Genomic DNA, 23,499 nt, shown 5'->3' with positions numbered 1-23,499 from the left:
GTGCAGACTGCTTCCTTGGCTTGATGTGGTCGTAGTGCTGGTCCGCGCCCAGGTCGTAGGCGGTGTCGGAGATGGCCGCCCATCTGGACGCCGCGAGCAGCTGCCTGACGCGGGTCGCCCGTTCGGCGGGGCCGCGGCTGCCGCTCGGGTTCTTGTGTCATCCGCTGCGTCGGAGCCTGCGGCGCGGTGCGCCCGGAGATTACGCGCGATCAGGGGCACGGGTTTGGTCCTCGTGCGTGTGCTGCGAGACTGCTGGGATGCTCGACGACCGCCGTGCCGCCGTCGCGGCCCACACATCGCAGGACGCGATTCTCGACGCTCTGCGGCCCGTCATTGAGGGCATCGCCGAGACCTTCGGACCTTGGTGCGAGGTCGTGCTGCACGACTACCGGCGCCCAGAACGCTCGGTCGTCGCAATCGCCGGTTCGGTCACCAACCGGCATGTCGGGGGCGCGATGAGCGAGATCGGCCTGTCGATGCTGGCCCGCGGCGATGACGCGGTCAACGACCTCAACTACGTCAACCGCACCCCGCACGGCAAAGTCATCAAGTCGTCCACCATGCCGCTGCGCGACGCGAACGGGCACGTGTTCGCCGCGCTGTGCATCAACCTCGACATCATGCCGCTACGGCAGGTCGGCAGCCTCGTCAACCACCTGATCGGAGCTGAAACGCGGCAGGTCGCCACGACAACGTTCACCGACGACTTCGACGAGGTCCTCGACGCCATGGTGACCGCGGAGGAGGCTCGACTGGGCAAGCCGGTCGCCACACTCACCCCCGAGGAACGCATCCGGTTGGTCGGCGCCCTTGATGCGCGCGGCGTCTTCAGTGTCCGCAACGCGGTCCCTCGGGTGGCGGCGAAGTTGGGCGTGTCCCGATCTGGTCTCTACGCCACCCTCACCCGCGCCCGAAACGGATGATCGTCTGGATTTTTTGTCCAATGCTAGACTGATCATCTTAGCCGGTGGGAGGTCGCCGTGGACACGTACTTGGACCCGAGATCGGGCCGGAGTTACCCGTTCAACGCGCTGCGGTGGCGCGGTGACGACGGCGCCCCGCTGACGATGACGCCCCGGCCCGGCATCGGTCCCAGCGACATCGACGGCCCCATCCGGTCACTGTGGCGCTACCGAGCGGCCCTGCCCGGCCGGGTCACCCACCCGGTGTCGCTGGGCGAGGGTTGCACCCCCTTGATTCCCGGCCGGTGGGGCGAGCACGAGGTGCGGTTCAAGCTGGAGTGGTTCAACCCGACCGGCAGCTTCAAGGATCGCGGCACCAGCGTGATGGTGTCGCACCTGGCCCAGGCCGGTGTCGACGCCGTTATCGAGGACAGCTCCGGCAACGGCGGCTCGTCGGTCGCCGCGTACTGCGCCGCCGCCGGGCTCCGCGCCCGCATACTCGTCCCGGAGGCGACCTCCGCGGCGAAGGTGTTGCAGTCCCGGGCGTTCGGTGCCGCGCTCACCCTGGTGCCGGGTGGCCGCGACGCGACCGCCCGGCAGGCCCTACGCGACGCCGAGACCACCTGCTACGCCAGCCACAACTGGCATCCGCTGTTCCTGCAGGGCACCAAGACCCTCGCCTACGAACTGTGGGAAGACCTCGGCTTCACCGCCCCGGACGCCGTCGTCACCGTGGCCGGCGCAGGCAGCACCGTCCTCGGCATGGACCTCGGTTTCAGCGAGCTGCTCGCCGCGGGGCACATCGCGCGCCTACCGCGGCTGCTGGTCGCCCAACCCGCCCGCTGTGCCCCGATCCACGCCGCGTTCAGCGGACTGTCCGACGTGTCGTTCGGGCCGACGATCGCCGAAGGCACCGCGATCCGCGAACCAGTCCGGCTGGCTGAAGTCGTCGACGCCATCCGCCGTTCCGCCGGCGACACCACCACGATCGACGAAGCCGACATCGCCGCCGCCCTACGCCGCCTCACCAGCCGAGGCCTGTACGCCGAACCCACCTCGGCAACAGCCGCCGCGGCGATCGACGCCTTCGCCGCCCAGGGAGCGATCCGCCCCGGCGAGACCACGGTCGTGCTGCTCACCGGCTCCGGTCTCAAGGCCACCAACGCAATGACGGTGCTCTTCGATGACACGCAGGTACCGGCATGACTCAAGACCGGGCACCGCTGCGCGGGTCCCGTCCCTCCCGTCGACCGATGAGGACGTACTGACGGATCCAGTTGCGTTGATCATCAGTGTCCGGGACGCGGTGCCCACCGGCCGCGGAGATGAGCTTCCACGCCCGATCGGGGTCGCAGCCGTGCGCGGTCAGCAACGCGGCGGCGAGGAGGGACGCCCGCCCGATCCGGAAGCGGCAGTGCGCGACGACGTGGTGGCCCCTGTCGAGACGATGGACCAGGTCGCCCAGCACCGGAAGGAATGCGGCGGCGTCGGCAACTCCGCGATCCGCGACGGGCAACCAGACGAAGTCCAGACCGGCGCGACGGGCCGCGTCCCGCCCCCCGTCCAGGCCCAACTCGCACGGCTCCGCCGCAGTGAGCAGGCAGACGACGACGGCGAGCGCACGCAGGCCGGCCATCGTCGCCCGCCCCTGTGTCGAGGCGCTACGTCCGCAGGCGGCGGACGAGCTTGCGCAGGCCGGACTGCCAGCCGTCCGGGTCCTCCGCGCGGCGGCGGGCGTACGCGGCGACCTCGGGGTGCGGCAGGATGAGGAACCGCTCCTCGGCCAGGCCGGCGATCACCGAGTCGGCCACCTGGTCCGGCGTGAGCACCGCGCCGGAGGCGGCGATGACCCGCGCGCCGAGGTGGCCGGCGGCCAGCCCTTCGGCGAGCATCGGCGTGTCCACGCCCTGCGGGCACAGGGCGCTGACCCGGACGCCCTGGTCGCGGTAGGTGACCGAGAGCCACTCGGCGAAGCCCACGGCGGCGTGCTTCGTGGTCGTGTAGGGCGCGTCCCCGACCGCGGTCAGCACGCCCGCGGCCGAGCAGGTGTGCAGCAGGTAGCCGCCGCCCCGGGCCAGCATCGCCGGCAGCACCGCGCGGGCGGCGTAGACGTGGGAGAGCACGTTGACCCGCCAGGCGCGCTCCCAGCCGGCGTCGTCGACCTCCACTCCCCCACTGGTGGCCACGCCGGCGTTGGCGCAGAACAGGTCGATCCGCCCGTACCGCCGCTCGGTGTCGGCGACCAGCGCGCGGACCTGCTCCTCGTCGGTCACGTCGAGGGCGGCGGCGTGGGCGGCCGCACCGATGCCGTCGGCGACCGCGCGGGCGGCGTCGGCGTCGAGGTCGGCGACCACCACGGCGGTCGCGCCCTCGGCGACGAACCGCCGCGCCAGGGCCGCGCCGATGCCGCCGGCTCCGCCGGTGACCACCGCCACCCGGTCGGTGAGGTTCACCGCGCGCCGCCCGTGCCCAGCCGCGCGATCACGTCGCCCAGCGCCTTCGCGCCGCCCGCGGCCAGCTCGGGGGTGGGAAGCAGGGCCAGCACCGGCACGTCGACCCCGGCGTCGGCGTAACGGCGGACCTGTTCGCGGCACCGCTCCGGCGAGCCGTGCAGCACCAGCGCGTCGACCACCTCGTCGGGCACCGCCGCGCCCGCGCCGCGCCGGTCCCCGGCGTCCCAGGCCCGCCACATCGGCCCGAGCGTCTCCTCGCGGCCGAGCCAGCGGTGGAACGCCGCGTACGCGGGGACGGTGAGGTAGCTGGTGATCAGCCGGCGGCCCAGGGCGCGGGCGTGCGCGGCGTCCTCGGTCGGACAGACGAAGATCCGGGCGACCACGTCGAAGCCGGGGCGCCGCTCGCCCACCTCGGCCAGCGCGCGCGGCACGTCGTCGGCGCCGAGCCAGTTGAGGATGACGCCGTCGGCCTCCGCGCCGGCCAGCCGCAGCATTCCCGGGCGCAGCGCGGCGAGCAGCACCGGCGGCGGCACGGCCGGCTTGCGGTCCAGCGTGAAGCGGCGTACGGCGAAGGTGTCGAACTTGCCGTCGACGGTCTCGCCGGACAGGGCCGCGCGCAGGAACCGCAGCACGTCGCGGGTGCGCCGGAACGGCTCGTCGAACGGTACGGCGTTCCAGTTGCCGACGACGACGGGCGAGGACGCGCCGATGCCGAGCGCGAACCGGCCGGGCGCGGCGTCGGCCAGCGCGGCGGCGCTCATCGCCAGCAGGCCCGGCCCCCGGGTGAACACCGGCGCGATGGCGGTGCCCAGGCGCAGCCTCGGCTGCCAGGCGGCGGCGAGCGCCAGCGGGGTGAACGCGTCCGCCCCGTTGACCTCGGCGGACCAGACGTCGGTGAACCCGGCGGCGTCGAGGGCCGCGTAGACCGCGGCGTGCTCGGCGAGCGGGATGCCGTCCAGCGGCACCGTCATGCCCCATCGCGTCGTCATCGGTCGATGGTGCCCGCTCTCCGCGCCGCTGGGCAAGATCCCGTGGACCATCCCACCCGCGGCACAGGCGACCGGAACTGCCGCCGCACCACGGCGGTCGCGCCGCCGACCGACCCCGACGACGGACGAGCCCCGGCCGATCCGCTGACGGATCGACCGGAGCTCGTCACGTGGAGCCGGATCAGGCGAGGTCGAACCGGTCCAGTTCCATGACCTTGGTCCAGGCCGCGACGAAGTCGGCGACGAACTTCTCGCGCGCGTCCTCGCTGGCGTAGACCTCCGCGAGGGCCCGCAGCTGGGAGTTGGAGCCGAAGATGAGGTCGACCGCCGTGGCGGTCCACTTCACCTGGTCGGTGGCCAGGTCCCGGATCTCGTAGACGTGCTCCTCGGACTCCGACGCCTTCCACCGGGTGCCCGGGGAGAGCAGGTTGGCGAAGAAGTCGTTGGTGAGCACGCCGGGCCGGTCGGTCAGGACGCCGTGCCGGGTGCCGCCGGTGTTGGCCCCGAGGGCACGCAGGCCGCCGACGAGGACGGTCATCTCGGGCGCGGTCAGGTTGAGCATGTAGGCGCGGTCGACGAGCAGCACCTCCGGCTGCGTCTTCTCGCCGGCACGCAGGTAGTTGCGGAACCCGTCGGCGCGCGGCTCGAGGACCCGGAAGGAGTCGACGTCGGTCTGCTCCTGGCTGGCGTCGGTGCGGCCCGGGTGGAACGGCACGGTCACCTCGACGCCGGCGTCACGCGCCGCCTTCTCGACGGCGGCCGAGCCGGCCAGCACGATCAGGTCCGCGAGCGAGATCCGCGCGCCGCCTGCGGCGTTGAACTCCCGCTGGATGCCCTCGAGGGTCTCCAGGACCGTGGCGAGCTGCTCGGGCTGGTTGACCGCCCAGCTGCGCTGCGGCTCCAGCCGGATGCGCGCGCCGTTGGCGCCGCCCCGCTTGTCGGTGGAGCGGAAGCTGGCCGCCGAGGCCCACGCGGTGGTGACCAGCTGGGCGGTGGTCAGGCCCGACTCCAGGACCTTCGCCTTGAGCGCGGCGACGTCGGCGTCGCCGACCAGCTCGTGGTCGACGGCCGGCACCGGGTCCTGCCACAGCTGGGGCTCCGGGACCCAGGGCCCGAGGAAGCGGCTGACCGGACCCATGTCGCGGTGCAGCAGCTTGTACCAGGCCTTGGCGAACGCCAGCGCGAACTCGTCGGGGTTCTCCAGGAAGCGGCGCGAGATCTTCTCGTACGCCGGGTCGAAGCGCAGCGACAGGTCGGTGGTGAGCATCGTCGGCTTGTGCTTCTTCGACGGGTCGTGGGCGTCGGGGATGATGGCCTCGGCGTCCTTGGCGACCCACTGCTTCGCGCCGCCGGGGCTGGTGGTCAGCTCCCACTCGTAGCCGAAGAGGATCTCGAAGAAGCGGTTGCTCCACTCGGTGGGCCGGTCGGTCCACGTCACCTCGAGACCGCTGGTGATGGTGTCCCCGCCCTTGCCGCTGCCGTGGGTGCTCAGCCAGCCCAGGCCCTGCGCCTCCAACGGGGCGGCCTCGGGCTCGGGGCCCACGTGGTCGTCGGCGACGCCGGCGCCGTGGGTCTTGCCGAAGGTGTGGCCGCCGGCGATGAGGGCGACGGTCTCCTCGTCGTTCATCGCCATCCGGGCGAAGGTCTCGCGGATGAAGTGCGCCGCCGCGATCGGGTCCGCGTTGCCGCGCGGGCCCTCCGGGTTGACGTAGATGAGACCCATCTCGGTCGCCCCGACCTCCGGCGACATCTCCTTCTCGGAGACGTAGCGCTCGTCGCCGAGCCAGGCGTCCTCCGGGCCCCAGAAGATCTCCTCGGGCTCCCAGACGTCCTCCCGGCCGAAGCCGAAGCCGAAGGTCTTGAAGCCCATCGACTCCAGGGCGACGTTGCCGGCGAGCACGAGCAGGTCGGCCCACGAGATCTTCTGGCCGTACTTCTGCTTGACCGGCCACAGCAGGCGGCGGGCCTTGTCGAGGTTGGCGTTGTCGGGCCAGCTGTTGAGCGGGGCGAAGCGCTGGCCGCCGTCGCCGGCGCCGCCGCGACCGTCGTGGATGCGGTAGGTGCCCGCGGAGTGCCAGCTCATCCGGATCATCAGGCCGCCGTAGTGACCGAAGTCGGCCGGCCACCAGTCCTGCGAGGTCGTCAGGGTCTCGACGATGTCCCGCTTGAGGGCCTCGACGTCGAGCTTGGCGAACTCCCTGGCGTAGCTGAAGTCCCTGCCCAGCGGGTTGGCCGTGGAGGAGCGGGAGTGCAGCACCGACAGGTCGAGCTGGTTGGGCCACCAGTCCCGGTTGGTGCGCGGACGCCCGCCCGTCTTCGGCGTGGGCGAGTCGATCGCCGGGTTCTCGCTCTCGCTGCCGTGAGAGGTCACGGAGTCGTGCGCGATCGGGCAACCGGCCGCCGCCTTCTTGTCCACGCCCTGGGCGCTGGCGGGGCCGTTGTCCTGGATGTCGCTCATCTACTTCCTTCCGAACCGGTGGATCAGTGGGAGGTGCGTGCGGTCGCGCAGTCGGGGCAGGTGCCCCAGTAGACGACCTCTGCCTCGTCGACCACGAAGCCGTGGTCGTCGGAGGCGGTGAGACAGGGTGCCTGGCCGACGGCGCAGTCGACGTCGGCGATCGCGCCGCAGGAGCGGCACACGATGTGGTGGTGGTTGTCCCCCACCCGGGACTCGTACCGGGCGGTCGCGCCGGCCGGCTGGATGCGCCGCACCAGGCCGGCGTCGGTGAGCGCCCGCAGCACGTCGTACACCGTCTGGTGGGAGACCGTGGGCTGCTGGGCGCGCACCAGCGCGATCACCGCGTCGGTGTCGATGTGCGGGTGGTCGCGCAGTGCGGCGAGCACCGCCAACCGGGGCCGGGTCACGCGCAACGAGACCGCCCGCAACTCGGCCTCGAAGTCGGACGTCATGCGGCGACCCTAGCTCACTTTTTTGGAATCAATCAAGTTTTCGGAGGTGTCGACCCGCACGTGTCCGCCGCGGCCCTCCGGGCAGCCCACGACCCGGCGGCGGTGACCGTACGTGGTCGCGGCGGCTAGTCTCCGTGCGTGACCTTCTCGCTCGTCGCCCGCTCCGACGACGGCCGCCTGCACGGCGTCGTCGTGGCCAGCCGCTTCCTGGCCGCCGGCGCCCTGGTCCCGGCCGCCGAGGCCGAGATCGGCGCGCTCGCCACCCAGGCGCACGTCAACCTCGCCTACCGGCCGCAGGGGCTCACCCTGTTGCGCACCGGAGTGGCCGCGGCCGACGTGGTCGCCGGCCTGGTCGCCGCCGACCCCGACCGCGACCACCGCCAGCTCGGCGTGGTCGCCGCCACCGGCACCGGCGCGACCTGGACCGGCCCGGCCTGCCACCCGTGGGCCGGCGGCCAGGCCGGGGACGGCTGGGCGGCGCAGGGCAACATCCTGGCCGGCCCGCAGGTCGTCGACGCCCTGCGCGACGCCTGGCTGGGCGGGGCGGCGCTGCCGTTCCCCGACCGGCTGCTCGCCGCGCTGCGCGCCGGGGACCAGGCCGGCGGCGACCGGCGCGGCCGGCAGAGCGCCGGGCTGCTGGTCGTCGAGCGCGGCGGCGGGTACGGCGGCACCAGCGACGTCCTGGTCGACCTGCGGGTCGACGACCACCCCGACCCGGTGACCGAGCTCGGTCGGCTGCTCGCCGTGCACACCCTGCTGTTCAGCCGTCCCGACCCGGCCACCCTGCTCGACCTGACCGGCGCGGTCGCCGCCGAGGTCGGCGCGCTGCTGGCCGCGTTGGGCCTGCCGGTCGACGCGGAAGGGCCGCAGGAGGCGTTGTTCGCCTGGGCCGGAATGGAGAACCTGGAGGAGCGGCTGGTGCCCGGCCGCATCGACCCCGTGGTGCTGGACCACCTGCGCAAGGCCGTCCCGCGCGTGCCCGCGCCCCGCCCGGGGACGGATCCGCTGGGCGCCGACGCCTGACGGTCCGGCGGACGGGTCTGCCCGAACCCTCCGCCCGGCTCAGCCGCCGAAGGAGAGCCAGCGGAAGCCGGCCGCGTCGACGACGGCCCGCTCCCGGTCGGTGAGCTGCGCCCGGCCGGTCGCCTTGCGGATCAGCGTGAGCCGGTCCCAGCCCAGCTCCGCCGGGACGGGCCCCCCGCCGGTCAGCAGTTCGGCGACGACCTCCGCCGCCGTGGGGGTCAGCCACGGCTCCCGGTCGAGCGCCGTCGCCAGGTCCAGGCCGTGCACCCCGACCTCCACCACGCGGGTACGCAGGAACTCGACAAGCGCCATCGCGTCGCCGTGGCGGGTGCGTACCAGCCGACCGGGCGGCTGGGCGTCCACGGCGGCCAGGGCGGCCCGCCACGCCCGGTCGAAGTCGGCCACCAGGGCCGGGCCGTCGAGTTCCCGGGCCTCGCGCCGGCCGCTGTCGATGCGGGCGGCGTCCACCGGCGGGGTGAACTTCGCCGCGCCGAAGTAGCCGGCGGCGTCCACCTCGGCGCAGGATGGGGCAGGCGCGGCGAGCATGTCCGTCAGCCGCCCGGCGCCGGTGCGCACGTGGGCCAGCAGCTCCCGCACCGTCCAGGGGTCGCAGTCGGTGGGGCGGTCGAGATCCGCCGCGTCGACGCCGCGCAGCGCCTCGCCGAGCCGCTCGCACTCGGCCCGGAACGCCGCCCGTTCCCGCTCCACCGGATCTCCCTCCGCCCGCAGCCTTCAAGATCCTTCCACACCGCCGGTCCCGCCCGTGCGGCCCGTTTCGGCGGGCGTCGGGCGGGTACGCGCGCCGGGCCGAGGAGAGGAGCGCCACCGATGGCCGGGATCATGCTGCGCAGCACCGCGTTCAACGACCACGACATGCTGCCGAGCCGCTTCTCCCGCGAGGGCGGCAACGTGTCACCGCCGCTGGAGTGGTCGCAGGTGCCGGAGTCCGCGACCGAGCTGGTCCTTTTCGTCGAGGACCCGGACGCCGGGAAGGCCCCGTTCCTGCACTGGCTGGTGACGGGGATCGCGCCGAGCGCGGCCGGGGCCCCCGAGGGCGGGGTTCCCCTGGGCGGCCGGGAGTGGCCCAACGACTTCGGCACGACCGGTTGGGGCGGCCCGCACCCGCCGCAGGGCGACGACCCCCACCGGTACTTCTTCCGGCTCTACGCGCTGGACCGACCCCTCGACCTGCCCGACACCCCGCGCGCCGCCGACGTGCACCGGGCCCTCGTGCAGCGGGACATCGCCAGCGGGACGATGGTGGGCACCTTCTCCCGCTGACGCCGGGCCGGCCGCGCGGGACGCCGGGCCGGCCCGACCGGGCGGCGGAGCGCCGTCAGCCCTTCACGCGGGGCACCAGCCGGTGCACGACGGCCAGCACCAGCGCCATCACCACGCCCATCGTCCCGGCGATGCCCGCGGCGCTGCCCGCGTAGCCGACGAACAGCGGCCGGCGGGCCAGGTCGGCCGGCAGGACGGGTGGCGTGCCGTACGTGTCGACCAGCCAGGCCAGCGCGAGCACGCTGGCCACCGCCGCCAGCACGCCGCCCACGCCGAGCACCGTCGCGGCGACCCGGTGCGCGTCGGCCGGCTCCACCTGCGCCTGCTCCCGCTGGAAGACCAGCAGCAGCAGCCCGGCCAGGGCCGCCCACACCCCGACCACCAGGAACGCCGCCACCGCGTCGCTGGGCCGGTGCCAGCCGGCGGAGAGGGTGGCCACCCCGGCGATCGCGGCGTAGCCGGCCCCGAGGAACGCGCCGAGCGCCCGCACCTTGCGCGGCAGCACGAGCACCAGCGCCACCGCGACCGACGCGGCGACCGTGGCGTGCCCGCTGGGCAGGCTGTTGCCGGCGTAGATCCGTTCCGGGTCGATGCCGAAGTCCGGGCGGGCCAGGCCGTGCTTGAGCACCTGGGTGGCGCCGTTGGCGCCGGCGATCAGCAGGGTGGCCGTGACGGCGAGCGCGATGCGGCCCCGGATCAGCGCGATGAAGCCGATCACCGCGGTCGCGGCCAGCAGCGACACGACCGACATGGCGTTGAGGATCCGGTCCACCGGGCCGTCGATGCGGTCCTGGCCGATGCGGTTTCCGGTCAGCGCGACGGTGTCGGCCCACTGGCCGATCTCGGTGTGCACGGCGACGCGCCAGACGGCCAACAGGGCGGCCGCCTGGACGATCGCCATGACGACCAACCAGACCGCGGTCCAACCCCTCGGCGTCGCTCGCACCCGCACACGGTAACGGCCGGCCCGCCCCGGCCGCCCGGTGGCCCACCGACCGGCGGCGGCTAGGTTGGGGTGCGGACGTGAGGAGGGCGCGGTGACCAGCACACCGGAGCGCGGGACGGCCCTGGCGGACCGACCGGAGACCCTCGCCGACCTGCTCGGCGGGCGCCGGGGCGCGGTCGACGCCACCCTGCCGCCGGTGGCGTTCGCGGCCGGTTGGCTGCTCGGCGGCCACTCGCTGTGGGCCGGGGTCGGCGCGGCGGTGGTCACCGGCGCGGCCCTGGCCGCCTGGCGGCTGCGCCGGGGCGACCGGCCCCGCTCGGTGCTGGTCGGGCTGCTGGCGGTCTGCGTGGCGGCGCTGATCGCCCTGCGCACGGGCCGCGCCGAGGACTTCTTCCTCGTCCAGCTGCTGTCCAACGCCGCGAGCGCGCTGGCCTGGGTGGTCAGCATCGTGGTGCGCTGGCCGCTGCTCGGCGTGGTGGTGGGTGTCGCGCTCGGGCAGCGCGGCCGGTGGCGGCGCGACCCGGCGCTGCTGCGCGCGTACGCCCGGGCCAGTTGGGTGTGGGCGGCGACCTACGTGCTGCGGGTCGCGGTGTTTCTGCCGCTGTGGCTGGCCGGGCAGGTCGTCGCGCTGACGGTCGCCCGGGTGGCGCTGACGTGGCCGCTGGTGGCCACGGCGCTGGCGGTGAGCTGGGTGGTGGTGCGCCGGTCGCTGCCGGCCGGTCATCCGGGGCTGCGACACCCGGTCGACCGGGTCGTGGCGGCGGAAGAATAGCGGAGAGGCCGCCACGGGGGGAGCGGCCTCTCCGGTGACGTACGTTACTCCGTCGCGGTCCCGCGCGTGATCCCGCGAGCCCGGTTTTACGGGCTTTTTCGCGCCCGTTGCGTATCCGGGTGGTGGGGTGGGCCGGTCCGCTCCGCTGCGTCGGCCGGAGGGCCGACCCACCCCGGCCTGACCGTGGGAGTCAGGCCGTCCGCCGACCGGGCGTCGCGTTCCCCCTCGCCCGGTCGGCCCCCGGGTGGACGGGCCTCGCCGCCCACCCGGAGGCGCTGGTTCAGCCGTTGGGGAACAGCTTCCCGTAGTCGGCGTACGCCATGGCGACGTCGGCCTGGGCCCAGAACCGGTGGTACCGGAACTCCGGCTCGGGGCCGCCGTCGAGGTACGCCTGGACCTTCGGCCAGGCCGGGTCGTTCTTGTAGAAGGAGCGGATGTCGACGAAGCTCTTGCCCGGGGCGATGGCGTCGCCGTTGGCCATCGTGCCCGTCCAGCCCGGGGGCACGTAGAGGCCCTGGCCGGTGGCGGCGTCATAGGTGTCGTCGAAGCGCCGGTAGTCGCCGCGCTTCTCCACCGTGGACACGCCCTGGGCGTCGCTGGCCGCGTGCAGGGCGTCCAGCAGCCCCTTGGCGGTGTCCTTCGCCGCCGCGTTGCCCGACTTGGCCGCGTACGCGATCAGGGTCCGGGCGTAGGCAGCGGCGACGCCGACGTCCTGGCCCTTCACGGTGACCTCGACGTGCAGGTTGGTGTTGGGCTGCGGGTTGGCCGGGTTCCAGGTGGTCGGCTGGCCGGTCCACTTCATGTCCGACGGGATCGACCAGTTGGCGCCGAGCGTGGTGTTGGCGATCGCCCACGGCACCCACTTGTCCAGCAGCGCCTTGGCCTTGGCGTTGCCGGTCTGCAGGTACAGCTCGGCGATGCGCTGCATCGACCAGGCCTGCATGCCGAACCACTGGTTCGACGGCGGGTCGTTGTAGACCGGGTCGACGTCGTAGTACATGCCGTAGAAGGTCGACGTGCCGGCCGGCGGCTGGCCGTAGTGGCCGCCCCAGCTGTTGGTCGCGCCGCCGGCGATGCCGCCCTCGGCGGACTGGAGCCAGGTGTAGAACTCCAACTGCCGCTCGAAGCTCTTGGTCCAGTCGGCGACCGCGGTCGGCGACTTCGGCTTCAGCTCGTTGACGTTGGTCAGCGCCCAGGCCGCGAACGGGTTCTGGTAGCCGAAGTGGTTGTGGCTGGAGCCGATGCGCCACGACCAGTTCTGGTTCGTCTCGTACGCGCCGCCCCAGGCGTAGTACCAGGACATCAGGTAGTGCGCCGAGTCCTTGCCGGTGCCGGCCGGGCAGGTGGACGCCCCGACGCAGTTGCCGATCTTCTTGAAGTACTTGTCGAACATGGCGTACCGCAGGTAGTCGCCCATCTTCGCGGCCTTGGCCACGGTGGCGGCCACGTCGGCCTCCTTGCCCTGCTCGCGGGCCCACGTCAGGGCCCAGTACGCGGCCTGTACGGCACGGGCGTCGGCGTCGGGGGCGTTGGTGTACTTCCACTGCTTGGCCGGGGCGTTGGCCTCCTTGACGAACAGGTCGAGGTAGCCGTACCGGCCGCCGTGGGCGAAGGTGTCGCAGGACGGCTGCGGCACGGTCTCCCACACCGACTCCTGGGTGCCGCGCTGGAAGGTGTTGATGTACGCCGGCCGGGTGGTGCCGTCGCCGCAGCGGCCGTAGCCGTAGGTGTTGTCCACGTCGAGCAGCCAGTGCATGCCGTAGATGTCGCCGGTGCCGTAGGTGGACTGCAGCTCGGCGCGCAGCGGGTCCTGCCCGACCGGCACGGACGGCTCGAGCTGGGACGGGTACTGGCTGGGCAGGTCGTGCTCGGCGGCGTACTGCGGGGTGCCCGCCGCGCCCGCGGTCGGCTGGTCGGCGTGCGACGGAATTATGTATTTCTCCATCACGGTCCAGGCGTTGTTGAACGGCGCCCAGTTCTGGGTCACCCGCCCGTAGTTGGCCTCCAGCCACAGCCAGAAGCTGAACGCCTCCGAGGTGGTCTCGTGGCCGTGGTCGGGCGCCTCGACGATCAGCGTCTCGATGGAGTGGTACGGCACGCCCTCGGGACTGAAGTAGCCCGAGTTCTTGATCTTGCCGTACTGGTCGAGGAACCGCTTGACGTAGGTGTTGTCCCCGCCCCCGGTGTCGTTGTCGACCTCGGTGGCGGTGATCGCCAGCGGCGCGTAGCCGGTCGCCGAGGCGGTGACCGTGGCGGTGCCGCCGACCGTGTCGGCGTCCTCGGCCGCCGCGACGGTCACGGTGGCCCCGGTGTTCCAGTTGCTCGGGGTCAGCGTCACCGAGGCCGGCGAGACGGTGATGTCGGCGTCCCCCGTACGCGCCAGGGTCACCGGCACGTTGGCGCTCGGCGCGGCGCTGAGCTTGAGGTTGACCGTCGAGCTGCCGCCCTCGGTCACGCTGACGGCCGACGGGGTGGCCACCAGCACCGGTCCGGACGCGGCCGTGACGGTGAAGGACTTCTCCGCCGTGGCGGTCAGGTTGGCGTTGTCGTACGCCTTGGCCTGCACGGTGTACGCGCCGGCGGGCAGGTCCTCCAGCGTGTAGCCGTACGGGGCGGTGGTGTCGGTGTTGACCAGCAGGCCGTTGCGGTAGAACTCGACCTTGCTGATGGTGCCGTCGGGGTCGCTGGCGGTGGCGGTCAGCGGCACGTCGGCGGGGGCCTCGAAGGGCCCGGCCGGCACGCCGAGGGCGACCGTCGGCGGCTGCTGCTGGGTGCCGCCGCAGGTCACCCCGTTGACCGAGAACGAGGTGGGCTTCGGGTTGGTGCCGCCGTGCGAGCCGTTGAAGCCGATGCTGGTGGAGGCGCCGGTGCCGAGGCTGCCGTTCCACGACTCGTTGGTCGCGGTGACCTCCTTGCCGGTCTGGCTCCACCTGGCCGACCAGCCCTGCGTGACCCGCTGGTCGCCGGGGAAGGCGAACTTCAGCGTCCAGCCGTTGATCGGGTCGCCGAGGTTCTTGATGGTGACGTTGGCGGTGAAGCCGTTGTTCCAGTCGCTGGTCGCGTAGACCACGTCGCAGGCCGGGGCGGCCTGCGCGGCGCCGGCCGGCAGGGTCACCCCGCCGACGGCGAGCGCGGCGGCGGCGACCATCGCCAGGCGGCGACGTCTTGCCAGATCTCTCATGTGCGCGGTGTCTCCTCGGACCTGGCCGGGAAGCGGGTCCCCGGCGGGGGCGCCTCCCCGCGAAGGGGGATTCGAGGCGCCCGGGGGATGGTGGTCGGCCCCGGCCCGGCCGGGGTGGCGGCGCGCGGCGGCCCCTTCGGTGGGGCTGCGCCGGCCGCGTCGGGTGCCGCGCCGGAGACACCGGCTGCCCTCGGCCACCCACGCTCACGTGATCTGGCTCCGTGTCGCGGTGGCGTCAGTGTGCCACGCATGGAAGCGCTCCCACAACAGGTGCGGCCACTTCGGACAGTCAGATGTTTCGATCTTGTTTTGGGTCTTTCACAAAGCCGTGACGGGCGTTACAGTCGCAAGCATCGTCGATGGGAGCGCTTCCATCGACAGAGTTCCAAGTGGAAGATCACCCGGAACCGTCCGACGGGACCGGGGAGTCAGCCCGAGGGCTGACGGCGGGCCAGCCCGGACGCCGCCGCCAGCCATCAACCCGCCAGCGTGGAGGGAGGTGGATCCTCAAGCCACTCGCGTGGCCCGGCTCCCGCGCGACACGCACGGCAGGACGCCAATTCCGCCCGTGCGTGTGCAGCAACGGTGGGGACGGGGGTTGCCCTCCCCCGTCCCCACACTAAAGCCCCTCACACGATGGGAAAAGAGGCCGACGGAACTGGCCGGTGTCGCCGTTCCGACCGGCCTCGTCCGCTGTCCGCACCCCCTCGCCCGCCCGGGTCCGCCCGCTCCCGGCGACCCACGGCGCCCCGACCCCGCGACACCCCACGCCCGGCCCCTTCCCGCCGGCACGCCAGCGCGCGCCCACGCCCCGCGCCGCCGCCCCACTGGCGCACGCCGCACACCCCTTCCGCCAGCTCCGACCGCCGCCCGCACCGCCCGCCCCTCCGACCGGCCGACCGGCGGCGATCGGTGGGCACCGTCCGACTATGCTGGGAGCGCTCCCGGCCCGGCGGTGGCCACGCAGACCACGAGGAGAACCCATGTCGATGCCCACCCGGCGGCAGCCGCTCGCCCACGCCGCACCCCCCGCCACCGCCAGCACCGGGCTGGGCGCCGCCGCGACCGCCGACCGCACAGACCGGGACGGCGACCCCACGCCGCACGCCGAGCGGACGCCGGCCGACGGCCTGCGCTTCCCGCCGGGCTTCGGCTGGGGCGCGGCCACCTCGGCGTACCAGATCGAGGGCGCCGCCAAGGAGGACGGCCGGGGCGAGTCGGTCTGGGACACCTTCAGCCGTACGCCCGGACGCACGCGCAACGGCGACACCGGTGACGTCGCCGCCGACCACTACCACCGGTACGCCGAGGACCTCGACCTGATGCGCGACCTTGGCCTGCACAGCTACCGGTTCTCGATCTCCTGGCCGCGCGTGCAGGCCGACGGCACCGGCGCCCCCAACCAACGCGGCCTCGACTTCTACCGCCGGCTGGTCGACGGCCTGCACGAGCGGGGCATCACGCCGATGGCGACGCTGTTCCACTGGGACCTGCCGCAGGCCCTCCAGGACGCCGGGGGCTGGGAGTCGCGCGACGTCGCCCACCGGTTCGCCGACTACGCCGAGATCGTCTACCGCGCCCTCGGCGACCGGGTGCCGACCTGGCTGACCATCAACGAGCCGAAGACGGTCGTGCAGAACGGTTACCTCTCGGGCCACCACGCGCCGGGCCGGCAGGACCCCGACGCCGCGTACCTGGTCGCCCACCACCTCCAGCTCGCCCACGGGCTCGCCGTCGCGGCGCTGCGCGCCACCGGCCCCGGCCGGATCGGCCCGGCGCTGAACCTGCACCCCTGCTACCCGGCCGACGCCTCCCCCGAGGCGGCCCGGGCGAGCCGGCTCCACGACGGCTACGAGAACCGCCTGTACCTCGACTCCATCCTCACCGGCCGCTACCCGCAGGACGTGCTGGACGACCTCGGACCCGACAGCCGGATGGCGCGCGGCATCCGCGACGGGGACCTGGCCACCATCTCCGCCCCGGTGGACCTGCTGGCCGTGCAGTACTACACCCCCTACTACGTCACCGCCGACGGCCGGACGACCGGGCGGTGGCCCACCTCCGAGGCCGACTGGCAGCAGATCTACCCCGACGGGATGTACGACATCCTGACCCGGGTGACCCGCGACTACGGCCCGATCCCGCTCACCGTCACCGAGAACGGCCTGCCCACCCCCGACGTCCCCGACGCCGACGGCGTGGTCGACGACGCCGGGCGGATCAGCTTCCTGCGCGACCACCTCGCCGCCGCCCACCGCGCCGTCGCCGCCGGGGTGCCGCTGGAGAGCTTCCACGTCTGGTCGTTGCTGGACAACTTCGAGTGGGCCGAGGGGTACGACCAGCGCTGGGGCCTGGTCTACGTGGACTATCCGACCCAGCGGCGCGTGCTCAAGAGCAGCGCCCACTGGTACCGCCGGGTCATCGCCGCCAACGGCCTCTGACCGCCGCGCCGGGCGGCGCCGCCCCACCGGCGCACCTGGACCGGCGGCGCTCTCACCGCCCACCTTCGACCGGCGGGACCCCGATCGGCGAGGCCCCGACCGGCGATGGCGCCGCCGGCGCGGCGGCCGGCCCGGGCGGGGCGCCGCCGGTCGCCGCGTACGGGTCGCCTCAATCCACCGGCGCCGTCTGCCAGTCGGCCCCGATGACGCCCAGCAGCCGCAGCGCCTCGGCCGACCGGCTGCCTCGCGCGGCGATGTGCAGGACCAGCCGTTGCCCGCCCTCGGCCAGCTCCAGCACCTCGCGGTCGAGCGCCAGCTCGCCCACCGCCCGGTGGGTCAGCACGATCCGGTCCGGGCCGTCGCGCACGCACACCCCGTGGTCGCGCCAGCGGCGGTCGAACTCGGGGCTCTCGGCGCGGAGCCGCGCCAGCAGCCGACCCAGGCCCGGATCGCCCGGGTAGCGGCTGGCGGCCGCGCGCAGGTCCGCCACGCACCGCGCGGCCACGGCCCCCGCGCCGGCCGGATCGACCTCCGGCGCGGTGCGGCCGCAGAGCATCCGCCAGGCCAGGTTGCGCTCGTCCGGCGCCCAGTCGTCCGGATCGCCCAGCACGGCCACCGCGAGCGGATTCCAGGCGAGCAGCTCGTACCGGGCGTCGATGACGTAGGCGGGGGTGTCGGCGAGCCGGTCGAGCAGGTGCCGCACCCCGTGCGGCACCACGTCGTCCGGGCGGGCCGGCGGGTCGGGCACCTCGCCGGCGAGGCGGAACAGGTGCGCCCGCTCGGTCGGGTAGAGCATCAGGGCGCGCCCCAACGCCGCGAGCACCTGCCGGGACGGCCGCGACGCCCGGGCCTGCTCCAGCCGGTTGTAGTAGTCCACGGAGATCGCGGCGAGCTGGGCGACCTCCTCCCGCCGCAGCCCCGGCGTGCGGCGGCGCGCCCCGGGAGGCAGGCCGACCTCCGCGGGACGCACCCGGGCGCGTCGGCTACGGAGGAACTCGGCGAGCAGAGCGCGGTCCATCCGCCCATGATGGCCCCCGCCGCGACCGCCATCCAGGGACCGCCGGTCCCTGGACGGCCGGTGCCTTCCCGGCCCCGACCCCACGCCACAGGGTTGGCGGCATGAGCGCACAGGTCGCCCTCGTCACGGGGGCCAACAAGGGAATCGGTTACGAGATCGCACGCGGCCTGGCCGCGGCCGGGCTGCGGGTGCTGATCGGCGCCCGGTCGGCGACGCGGGGCCGGGAGGCCGCCGGGAAGCTCACCGCCGAGGGATACGACGTGTCGACGGTGCGGCTCGACGTCACCGACCCCGAGTCGGTGGCCGCCGCCGCGCACACCGTCGAACACGAGCACGGCCGGCTCGACGTGCTGGTCAACAACGCCGCGGTGCTGCTCGACTTCGGGGTCGCCCCGAGCGCCGCCCCGCTCGACGCGGTGCGCGGCACCCTCGAGACGAACGTGCTCGGGGTGGTGGCGGTGACCAACGCGATGCTGCCGCTGCTGCGCCGCGCCCCGGCCGGACGGATCGTCAACCTCTCCAGCGGGCTGGGCTCGCTCGCCGTCACCACCGATCCGGCGTCGCCCTACGCGCGGATGCCGATGGTGGCGTACAACGTCTCGAAGACCGCGGTGAACGCGGTGACCGTCTGCTACGCCAACGAGCTGCGGGACACCCCGATCAAGGTCAACGCGGCCGACCCCGGGTACTGCGCCACGGACATGAACGGGGGCAGCGGTGACCGCACCCCCGAGCAGGGCGCGTCGGCCGCCGTACGGCTGGCGACCCTGCCGGCCGACGGGCCGAGCGGGGGCTTCTTCGACGAGGACGGCCCACTGCCCTGGTGAACGACCGGAGCCGCCGCCGGCCCTCCCGTCAGGGACCGCTGGCGGTGGCTCCGACCACGTGAGCGTGCGGCGGGGGCCGGCGCGACGCCGTGGCCCGGCGGCCCGGGCCGCCGGGCACCCTCGGTCAGCGCGGCAGCGCCTGCTGCAACTCCGCCCGCAGCGCGGGGGTGAGCATCTCCCCCGCCTGCTTGGCCAGCCGCGCCATCTCGTAGCCGACCACGCCGATGTCGGCGTCCGCGCCGGCCAGCGTCGCCAGGATGGACCCGTCGCGCACCTGCATGACCAGGAAGTAGCCGCGCCCCATCTCGACGACGGTCTGCTTGACCACGTCCCCGTCGAACATCTGGGCGGCGCCCGCGGTGATGCTCATCAGCCCCGACGTCACCGCGGCGAGCTTGTCGGCGTTGTCCCGGGGCAGGTGGTCGGAGATCGCCACCAGCAGGCCGTCGGAGCTGACCACGATGGCGTGCGCCACCCCCGGCACCCGCTGCGCGAAACCGCTGACCAGCCAGCTCAGGTCCCGGGCCTCCTGGCTCAACGTCGTCATCGCTGTCCCCCTTCGGTGCGCACGCCGCCGGGCGGCATGAATATCTCGGTGGTCTCCTCGGCCTCGGCCCGCCGCACGCCGCTGTAGAGCCGCGACAGCATGCCGCCGACCGCCTCCGGGTCCGGGTCGTGGCGTGCCGCAGGCCGCTGCGGCGGCGCCGGCTGGGTGACGGCCGAGAGCTGGGCCATCGGCACCCGTACGGGCAACCCGCGGGCGTTGGTACCGCCGGTGACCGGCACGGCGGGCGGGGTGGGCGCGGTCTCCCGCGCCGGCGCCGGCCCCTGCCGGGACCACCAGCCTCCGCCGGCCGGAGCGGCCGGGCCGGCCGCCGGGGCGAGCACGTCCTCGGCCCGCACCGGAACGGGCCGCGCCTGACGGGGCGCGGGGTCCGGGCGCCTGCCGGCCACGGGCATCTCGTCGGGCGACGGCGCCCCGGCCCAGGCGACGGCGGCGACCGCGGAGGTCAGCATGCGCGCCGGGGCGGACGCGTCCGGAGCCGCCGACGGCGCCGGGGCCAGCAGGTCGCCGGGCAACCGGATCCGGGCGACCAGACCGGCGCTCGCGCCGGCGCGCAGCCGCACCTCGAGACCGAGCCGGGCGGCCAGGTGGCTGACCACGAACAGACCCATCCGCTCGACGGTCGCGACGTCGGCGGCCGGCGGCGTGGCCAGGACGGCGTTCGCCTCGGCCAGGGCGGCCGGGCTCATGCCGAGGCCCTCGTCGGCGAGCTCGACGACCGCGCCGTCGCCCTCGACCCCGGCGGTGACCACCACGACCGTGTCGGGGCGGGAGAACGAGGTGGCGTTCTCCAACAGCTCGGCGAGGACGTGGACCAGCTCACCGACGGCATGCCCGACGATGTGCAGGTCGGCCACCGCGTCGTGGCGCACCCGCTGGTACTGCTCGATCTCGGCGCTGGCGGCGAGCAGCACCGCGCCGAGCCCCACCGGCCGGTTCCACCGGCGGGTCGACTCGGTGCCGGCCAGCACCAGCAGGCTGTCGTCGTTGCGCCGCATCCGGGCGGCCAGGTGGTCGAGCTTGAACAGGTTCTCCAACTGGTCCGGGTCGCTCTCCTCGCGTTCCAGGTCGTCCAGCAGCTCCAGCTGGCGTTCCACGAGCACCTGGCTGCGCCGCGCGAGGTTGACGAACATGGCGTTGACGTTGCGCCGCGTGGCGGCCTGCTCCACGGCGACGCTGACCGCGCTGCGGTGCACCGCCACGAACGCCTCGGCCAGCTCGCCGATCTCGTCGAGCGAACGGACCACCGCCGGCGGCACCTCGATGGTGGGCACGCCGCCGGTCACGGTGCGGAGCCGGTCCAGGGCCTCCGGCAGCTCGATCTGGGCGATCCGCAACGCCTGGCCCCGCAGCAGCCGCATCGACCGGGCGATGGACCGGCCGACCAGGACGGAGATGAGCAGGGCCACCAGCAGCACCACGACGATCACGCCGATGACCAGCAGCGTGGTCCGCAACTGCGCGGCGCTGACCTCGTCGGCCCGGCGTACGGCGTCGTCGAGCACCGACGCCTCCAGCCCGCGCAGCAGCTCCTGACGCTGCTCGCTGGCCGCCCACCACTGTGGAGCGGGCAGCACGGCCGGCGGACCCGCGCCGCTCGGCAGGCTCTGCTCCTCCAGCCGGGTGGCGGCCAGGAACGCCGGGTCGGCCGAGGTCTCGTCGTAGCGGCGCACCTGCGCGGCGGTCGCGGCGACCCGGAACGCGCCCAGCGCGGTGAGCTGCTGGGCCCGCAGGTCGCTGAGGACCACCTGGGCCTCCACGCCGTACCGGCCGGCGCGGGCGGCCTCGTAGAGCTGGGCGCGCACCCGGGAGGAGAGCTCCTTGACCCGGGCCAGCTGGACGTAGCGCAGCACCGCGTCGCTGAGGGCGGGCTGGTCCTCGCCGGGCGACGGCTCGGCGAGGAGGCTGAGCAGCGCGTCGACCGCCCGGTGGTAGTTGCTGAGGATGGTGTCGCTGCCCAGCACCGCCGGGGGGATCGCCGCCCGGATGTAGACGACCTGCTGGTACGCCTCCAGCGCCTCCGAATAGGCCACCCGCCAGGACGCGTCGGCGTCGGCCAGCGGCTCGGCCGCGCGGCGCAGCTCCCGCAGGGCCTGGTCAGTGGCGGCCTGCAACGGCTTCAGCGCGGCGATGGCCGCGTCCCGGTCCGCGCCCGCGCCGCTGCGCCGCAGCTCGCTCAGCTCGCCGGCGGCCCGGTCCCGTTCCTGCTGGAGCTGGTGCACCAGCACGGTGATCTCCCGGCCGATGCCCACCTGCCGGGCGAAGTCGCCGAGCGCGGTGGTCTGCCCGACCAGGGCGTGGGTCTGCACCCCGGCCAGCACCAGGAACGCCACCGAGGGGATGACCAGCACCGTGGCGAGCTTGGTGCGCATCCGCCAGTCCCGCATCCGGAACGGCGAGCGGCGGCGGTGCGGAACGACCCGGACGTCGAACCGGCGCCGGCGGTGGTGGGCCACCGCGGCCCGCGCCGAATCCGGACCTGCGCCCACACGTGCCTCCTACGTCCCCTCGCGTCCGCCGCGAGCCGGGGAGCGGAGTCCATCCAACCAGGCCCGCGAGCTGTGTCAACGGGCCGGGCTGAGGTGCGACTCAGGAGGGTGAGGCGGTCTCGTCCATCCGGCCGATGTCCGCCAGCCGGGTGGCGTCCCCGACGCGCCCCAGCGCCACCAGCGCCGCGCCGCGCGCCCCGACCTCCGGGTCGCGCCCGTGCCACACCGGCCGCGGCGCGAGCGCCGAGGCGAACGCCGAACGCCACCACGGCGACGCCGCCACCGCCCCGCCGCCGAGCACCACCTCGACCGGCCTGTCGACTGTGGACTCCAGCACGGCGAGGTCGTCGGCGACCAGGTCGCAGAGGCCGCGCATCAGCCCGGCCAGGATCTCCACGGCGGTGGTGCCGAAGCTGAGCCCCCGCAGCTCCCCCGAACCGGCCGGAGCCAGGCCGGGCGGCCGGTCCCCGCCGAAGCGCACGTTCGCCGGCAGCAGGTCGTCCGGCGCCAGCCGGGACAGCGCGGCGTCCAGCTCCGCGCCCTCGGGCAGCCGCAGCTCCCTGCTGGCCCAGGCGAAGAGGTTGCCGCCGGAGGAGTACGCGGCGCCGGTCACCACGTGGTCGCGGTCGACCCGGTAGCGCCACAGCGACTCGGGCAGCGCCGGCAGCTCCTGCCCCGCCGGGACGCGCTGCACCAGCCGGACCGCCGCCGACGTGCCGACCGTCACCGCGACCCGCTCCGGCCCGACGCAGCCGGAGCCCACGTTCGACGCCGCGCCGTCGCCCACCGGGCCGGCCCACGGCGCGTCCGTCAGCTGCGGCCAGCGCCGGGCGTACGCCGCCCGCAGCCGCCCCCGCCAGCCCGACGGGGCCAGCTCCGGCAGCTCGCCGGCGCGGCTGCCGGCCAGCGTGCAGGCCTCGGCGTCCCAGTCCAGCGTCCGCAGCCCCAGCAGCCCCGTGCCGGACGCCTGGGAGACCGACATGGGCGCGGAGTCGAGCAGCTCACCCAGCACGTACTCGGTCAGGCCGACGAACCGGGTCACCCGGCTGCCGGTGTGCTCCCGCAGCCACGGCAGCCGGACCGACCAGTAGCAGCGGTGCCACCAGGTGCCCGTGCGCTGGTGGAAGTCGTCCGGGTCGGCCGGCCCCGCGGCCCCGGGCAGGGCGTGCGGGCGGGTGTCCAGCCAGGTCAGCACCGGCCCGAGGGGCGCGCCGTCGGCGCCCAGGGGCAGCACCGAGTGCCACTGCGCGCTGGTCGCCACCAGCGACACGTCGCGCAGGTGCCCGCCGGCGGCCAACTCGTCAAGGCACTCGCTCAGGCAGGCCAGGTAGCCCGGGCCGTCCAGGGTGCCGGTGCCGTCGTCGTGCACGACCAGGCTCACCCTGCGCCGGGCCAACGCCCCGGGCAGCGGCCGGGCGTCCGCGTCCAGCACGAGCCCGCGTACCGAGGAGGTGCCCAGGTCGAGCGCGAGAGTGTTCATCGCGGGTCAAGTTACCGGTTGCGCCGCGTCCCCGCGTCCCACCGGGTGGGCCGTACGCCCGATCGGCTTCCCGCTTCGCGGGCCGGCCCGTAGGGTGGGTGCCATGCTCGCGCACCTGTCCTGCTGGTGGCCCGCCGACCCGGCGGCCATCCCCCGCGCGTAGCTCCCCACGCGGCCGCCCGACGAGGCGGCCGCCGGTACTCGCTCCGGCCTCACGGTCGC

19 protein-coding genes are annotated in these 23,499 nt (G+C 74.4%); 7 read left to right on the top strand and 12 right to left on the bottom strand.

The features are described from left to right. Positions 1-257: 257 nt before the first annotated feature. Together GA0070606_RS26455 and GA0070606_RS26450 are read left to right on the top strand one after the other, a co-directional pair. Entirely contained in the window at positions 258-923 is a 666-nt protein-coding gene (locus tag GA0070606_RS26455) for a helix-turn-helix transcriptional regulator (RefSeq protein WP_091105580.1), read from the top strand. A gap of 57 nt (positions 924-980) precedes the next feature. Beyond that, positions 981-2,108: a threonine synthase gene (locus tag GA0070606_RS26450; RefSeq protein ID WP_245724813.1), complete on the top strand. Its 1,128-nt coding sequence runs from the start codon at positions 981-983 to the stop codon at positions 2,106-2,108. Between the two features lies 1 nt (position 2,109). Here the strand turns inward: GA0070606_RS26450 and GA0070606_RS26445 are convergent, their stop codons facing one another. The 5 genes from GA0070606_RS26445 to GA0070606_RS26425 form a co-directional block, all read right to left on the bottom strand. Further along, entirely contained in the window at positions 2,110-2,538 is a 429-nt protein-coding gene (locus tag GA0070606_RS26445; protein WP_091105578.1) for a protein-tyrosine phosphatase family protein, read from the bottom strand. 25 nt (positions 2,539-2,563) lie between these two features. After that, complete coding sequence (locus GA0070606_RS26440; protein WP_091105576.1) at positions 2,564-3,355, bottom strand: SDR family oxidoreductase; 792 nt, start codon at positions 3,353-3,355, stop codon at positions 2,564-2,566. After that, positions 3,352-4,326: an LLM class F420-dependent oxidoreductase gene (locus tag GA0070606_RS26435; protein ID WP_091105573.1), complete on the bottom strand. Its 975-nt coding sequence runs from the start codon at positions 4,324-4,326 to the stop codon at positions 3,352-3,354. The genes GA0070606_RS26440 and GA0070606_RS26435 overlap by 4 nt, the downstream gene beginning before the upstream one ends. Positions 4,327-4,525: 199 nt before the next feature. Continuing rightward, on the bottom strand, positions 4,526-6,802 hold the full coding sequence (gene katG / locus GA0070606_RS26430) for a catalase/peroxidase HPI (RefSeq protein WP_091105571.1): 2,277 nt from the start codon (positions 6,800-6,802) through the stop codon (positions 4,526-4,528). Positions 6,803-6,825: 23 nt separating this feature from the next. Further along, the gene (locus GA0070606_RS26425) at positions 6,826-7,254 is read right to left on the bottom strand and encodes a Fur family transcriptional regulator (protein WP_091105568.1); all 429 of its coding nucleotides are present in this window, start codon (positions 7,252-7,254) and stop codon (positions 6,826-6,828) included. A gap of 138 nt (positions 7,255-7,392) precedes the next feature. Here GA0070606_RS26425 and GA0070606_RS26420 point away from each other — a divergent pair, with 138 nt between their 5' ends. Further along, the gene (locus GA0070606_RS26420) at positions 7,393-8,277 is read left to right on the top strand and encodes a DUF1028 domain-containing protein (RefSeq protein WP_091105564.1); all 885 of its coding nucleotides are present in this window, start codon (positions 7,393-7,395) and stop codon (positions 8,275-8,277) included. A gap of 39 nt (positions 8,278-8,316) precedes the next feature. On the opposite strand, the gene GA0070606_RS26415 is transcribed toward GA0070606_RS26420, so the two are convergent. After that, the gene (locus GA0070606_RS26415) at positions 8,317-9,006 is read right to left on the bottom strand and encodes a maleylpyruvate isomerase N-terminal domain-containing protein (protein ID WP_091105562.1); all 690 of its coding nucleotides are present in this window, start codon (positions 9,004-9,006) and stop codon (positions 8,317-8,319) included. A 99-nt stretch (positions 9,007-9,105) separates the two neighbouring features. Here GA0070606_RS26415 and GA0070606_RS26410 point away from each other — a divergent pair, with 99 nt between their 5' ends. Beyond that, positions 9,106-9,558 (top strand): YbhB/YbcL family Raf kinase inhibitor-like protein, encoded by a 453-nt coding sequence (locus GA0070606_RS26410; RefSeq protein WP_091105559.1) that lies wholly within the window; start codon positions 9,106-9,108, stop codon positions 9,556-9,558. Between the two features lie 55 nt (positions 9,559-9,613). Here the strand turns inward: GA0070606_RS26410 and GA0070606_RS26405 are convergent, their stop codons facing one another. Further along, a complete protein-coding gene (locus GA0070606_RS26405; protein WP_176737420.1) occupies positions 9,614-10,510 on the bottom strand; it encodes a phosphatase PAP2 family protein in 897 nt (298 codons plus the stop codon). 85 nt (positions 10,511-10,595) lie between these two features. Between GA0070606_RS26405 and GA0070606_RS26400 the strand changes: the two genes are divergently transcribed. Continuing rightward, a complete protein-coding gene (locus tag GA0070606_RS26400; RefSeq protein ID WP_342672175.1) occupies positions 10,596-11,276 on the top strand; it encodes a DUF3159 domain-containing protein in 681 nt (226 codons plus the stop codon). Between the two features lie 280 nt (positions 11,277-11,556). Here the strand turns inward: GA0070606_RS26400 and GA0070606_RS26395 are convergent, their stop codons facing one another. Next, positions 11,557-14,448, bottom strand: coding sequence for a glycoside hydrolase family 48 protein (locus tag GA0070606_RS26395; RefSeq protein ID WP_176737583.1), 2,892 nt, complete (start codon positions 14,446-14,448; stop codon positions 11,557-11,559). A gap of 992 nt (positions 14,449-15,440) precedes the next feature. On the opposite strand from GA0070606_RS26395, the gene GA0070606_RS26390 reads away from it, so the two are divergent. Continuing rightward, a complete protein-coding gene (locus tag GA0070606_RS26390; protein WP_091105554.1) occupies positions 15,441-16,898 on the top strand; it encodes a GH1 family beta-glucosidase in 1,458 nt (485 codons plus the stop codon). 169 nt (positions 16,899-17,067) lie between these two features. Here the strand turns inward: GA0070606_RS26390 and GA0070606_RS26385 are convergent, their stop codons facing one another. Next, entirely contained in the window at positions 17,068-17,916 is an 849-nt protein-coding gene (locus GA0070606_RS26385; protein ID WP_091105552.1) for a helix-turn-helix transcriptional regulator, read from the bottom strand. A 101-nt stretch (positions 17,917-18,017) separates the two neighbouring features. On the opposite strand from GA0070606_RS26385, the gene GA0070606_RS26380 reads away from it, so the two are divergent. Next, entirely contained in the window at positions 18,018-18,743 is a 726-nt protein-coding gene (locus GA0070606_RS26380; RefSeq protein WP_091105549.1) for an SDR family oxidoreductase, read from the top strand. A gap of 124 nt (positions 18,744-18,867) precedes the next feature. On the opposite strand, the gene GA0070606_RS26375 is transcribed toward GA0070606_RS26380, so the two are convergent. From GA0070606_RS26375 to GA0070606_RS26365, 3 genes are all read right to left on the bottom strand, one after another. Continuing rightward, on the bottom strand, positions 18,868-19,290 hold the full coding sequence (locus tag GA0070606_RS26375) for a roadblock/LC7 domain-containing protein (RefSeq protein WP_091105537.1): 423 nt from the start codon (positions 19,288-19,290) through the stop codon (positions 18,868-18,870). Further along, positions 19,287-21,797, bottom strand: coding sequence for a sensor histidine kinase (locus tag GA0070606_RS26370; protein ID WP_091105534.1), 2,511 nt, complete (start codon positions 21,795-21,797; stop codon positions 19,287-19,289). Before GA0070606_RS26370 ends, GA0070606_RS26375 begins: the two co-directional genes overlap by 4 nt. Before the next feature lie 100 nt (positions 21,798-21,897). Further along, entirely contained in the window at positions 21,898-23,277 is a 1,380-nt protein-coding gene (locus GA0070606_RS26365; protein WP_091105532.1) for an FGGY family carbohydrate kinase, read from the bottom strand. Positions 23,278-23,499: the final 222 nt, after the last annotated feature.

Origin of the sequence: Micromonospora citrea (assembly GCF_900090315.1) — a bacterium.
In the GTDB taxonomy this organism is placed as follows: Bacteria; Actinomycetota; Actinomycetes; order Mycobacteriales; family Micromonosporaceae; genus Micromonospora; species Micromonospora citrea.
This window is presented reverse-complemented; position numbering and strand designations above follow the sequence as displayed.

Bases quoted from the DNA above. Each gene is read 5' to 3' on its own strand.
- GA0070606_RS26455 (WP_091105580.1), top strand. From the start codon at position 258: ATGCTCGACGACCGCCGTGCCGCCGTCGCGGCCCACACATCGCAGGAC.
- GA0070606_RS26445 (WP_091105578.1), bottom strand. From the start codon at position 2,538: ATGGCCGGCCTGCGTGCGCTCGCCGTCGTCGTCTGCCTGCTCACTGCG.
- GA0070606_RS26435 (WP_091105573.1), bottom strand. From the start codon at position 4,326: ATGACGGTGCCGCTGGACGGCATCCCGCTCGCCGAGCACGCCGCGGTC.
- katG (WP_091105571.1), bottom strand. From the start codon at position 6,802: ATGAGCGACATCCAGGACAACGGCCCCGCCAGCGCCCAGGGCGTGGAC.
- GA0070606_RS26425 (WP_091105568.1), bottom strand. From the start codon at position 7,254: ATGACGTCCGACTTCGAGGCCGAGTTGCGGGCGGTCTCGTTGCGCGTG.
- GA0070606_RS26410 (WP_091105559.1), top strand. From the start codon at position 9,106: ATGGCCGGGATCATGCTGCGCAGCACCGCGTTCAACGACCACGACATG.
- GA0070606_RS26390 (WP_091105554.1), top strand. From the start codon at position 15,441: ATGTCGATGCCCACCCGGCGGCAGCCGCTCGCCCACGCCGCACCCCCC.
- GA0070606_RS26385 (WP_091105552.1), bottom strand. From the start codon at position 17,916: ATGGACCGCGCTCTGCTCGCCGAGTTCCTCCGTAGCCGACGCGCCCGG.
- GA0070606_RS26380 (WP_091105549.1), top strand. From the start codon at position 18,018: ATGAGCGCACAGGTCGCCCTCGTCACGGGGGCCAACAAGGGAATCGGT.
- GA0070606_RS26375 (WP_091105537.1), bottom strand. From the start codon at position 19,290: ATGACGACGTTGAGCCAGGAGGCCCGGGACCTGAGCTGGCTGGTCAGC.
- GA0070606_RS26365 (WP_091105532.1), bottom strand. From the start codon at position 23,277: ATGAACACTCTCGCGCTCGACCTGGGCACCTCCTCGGTACGCGGGCTC.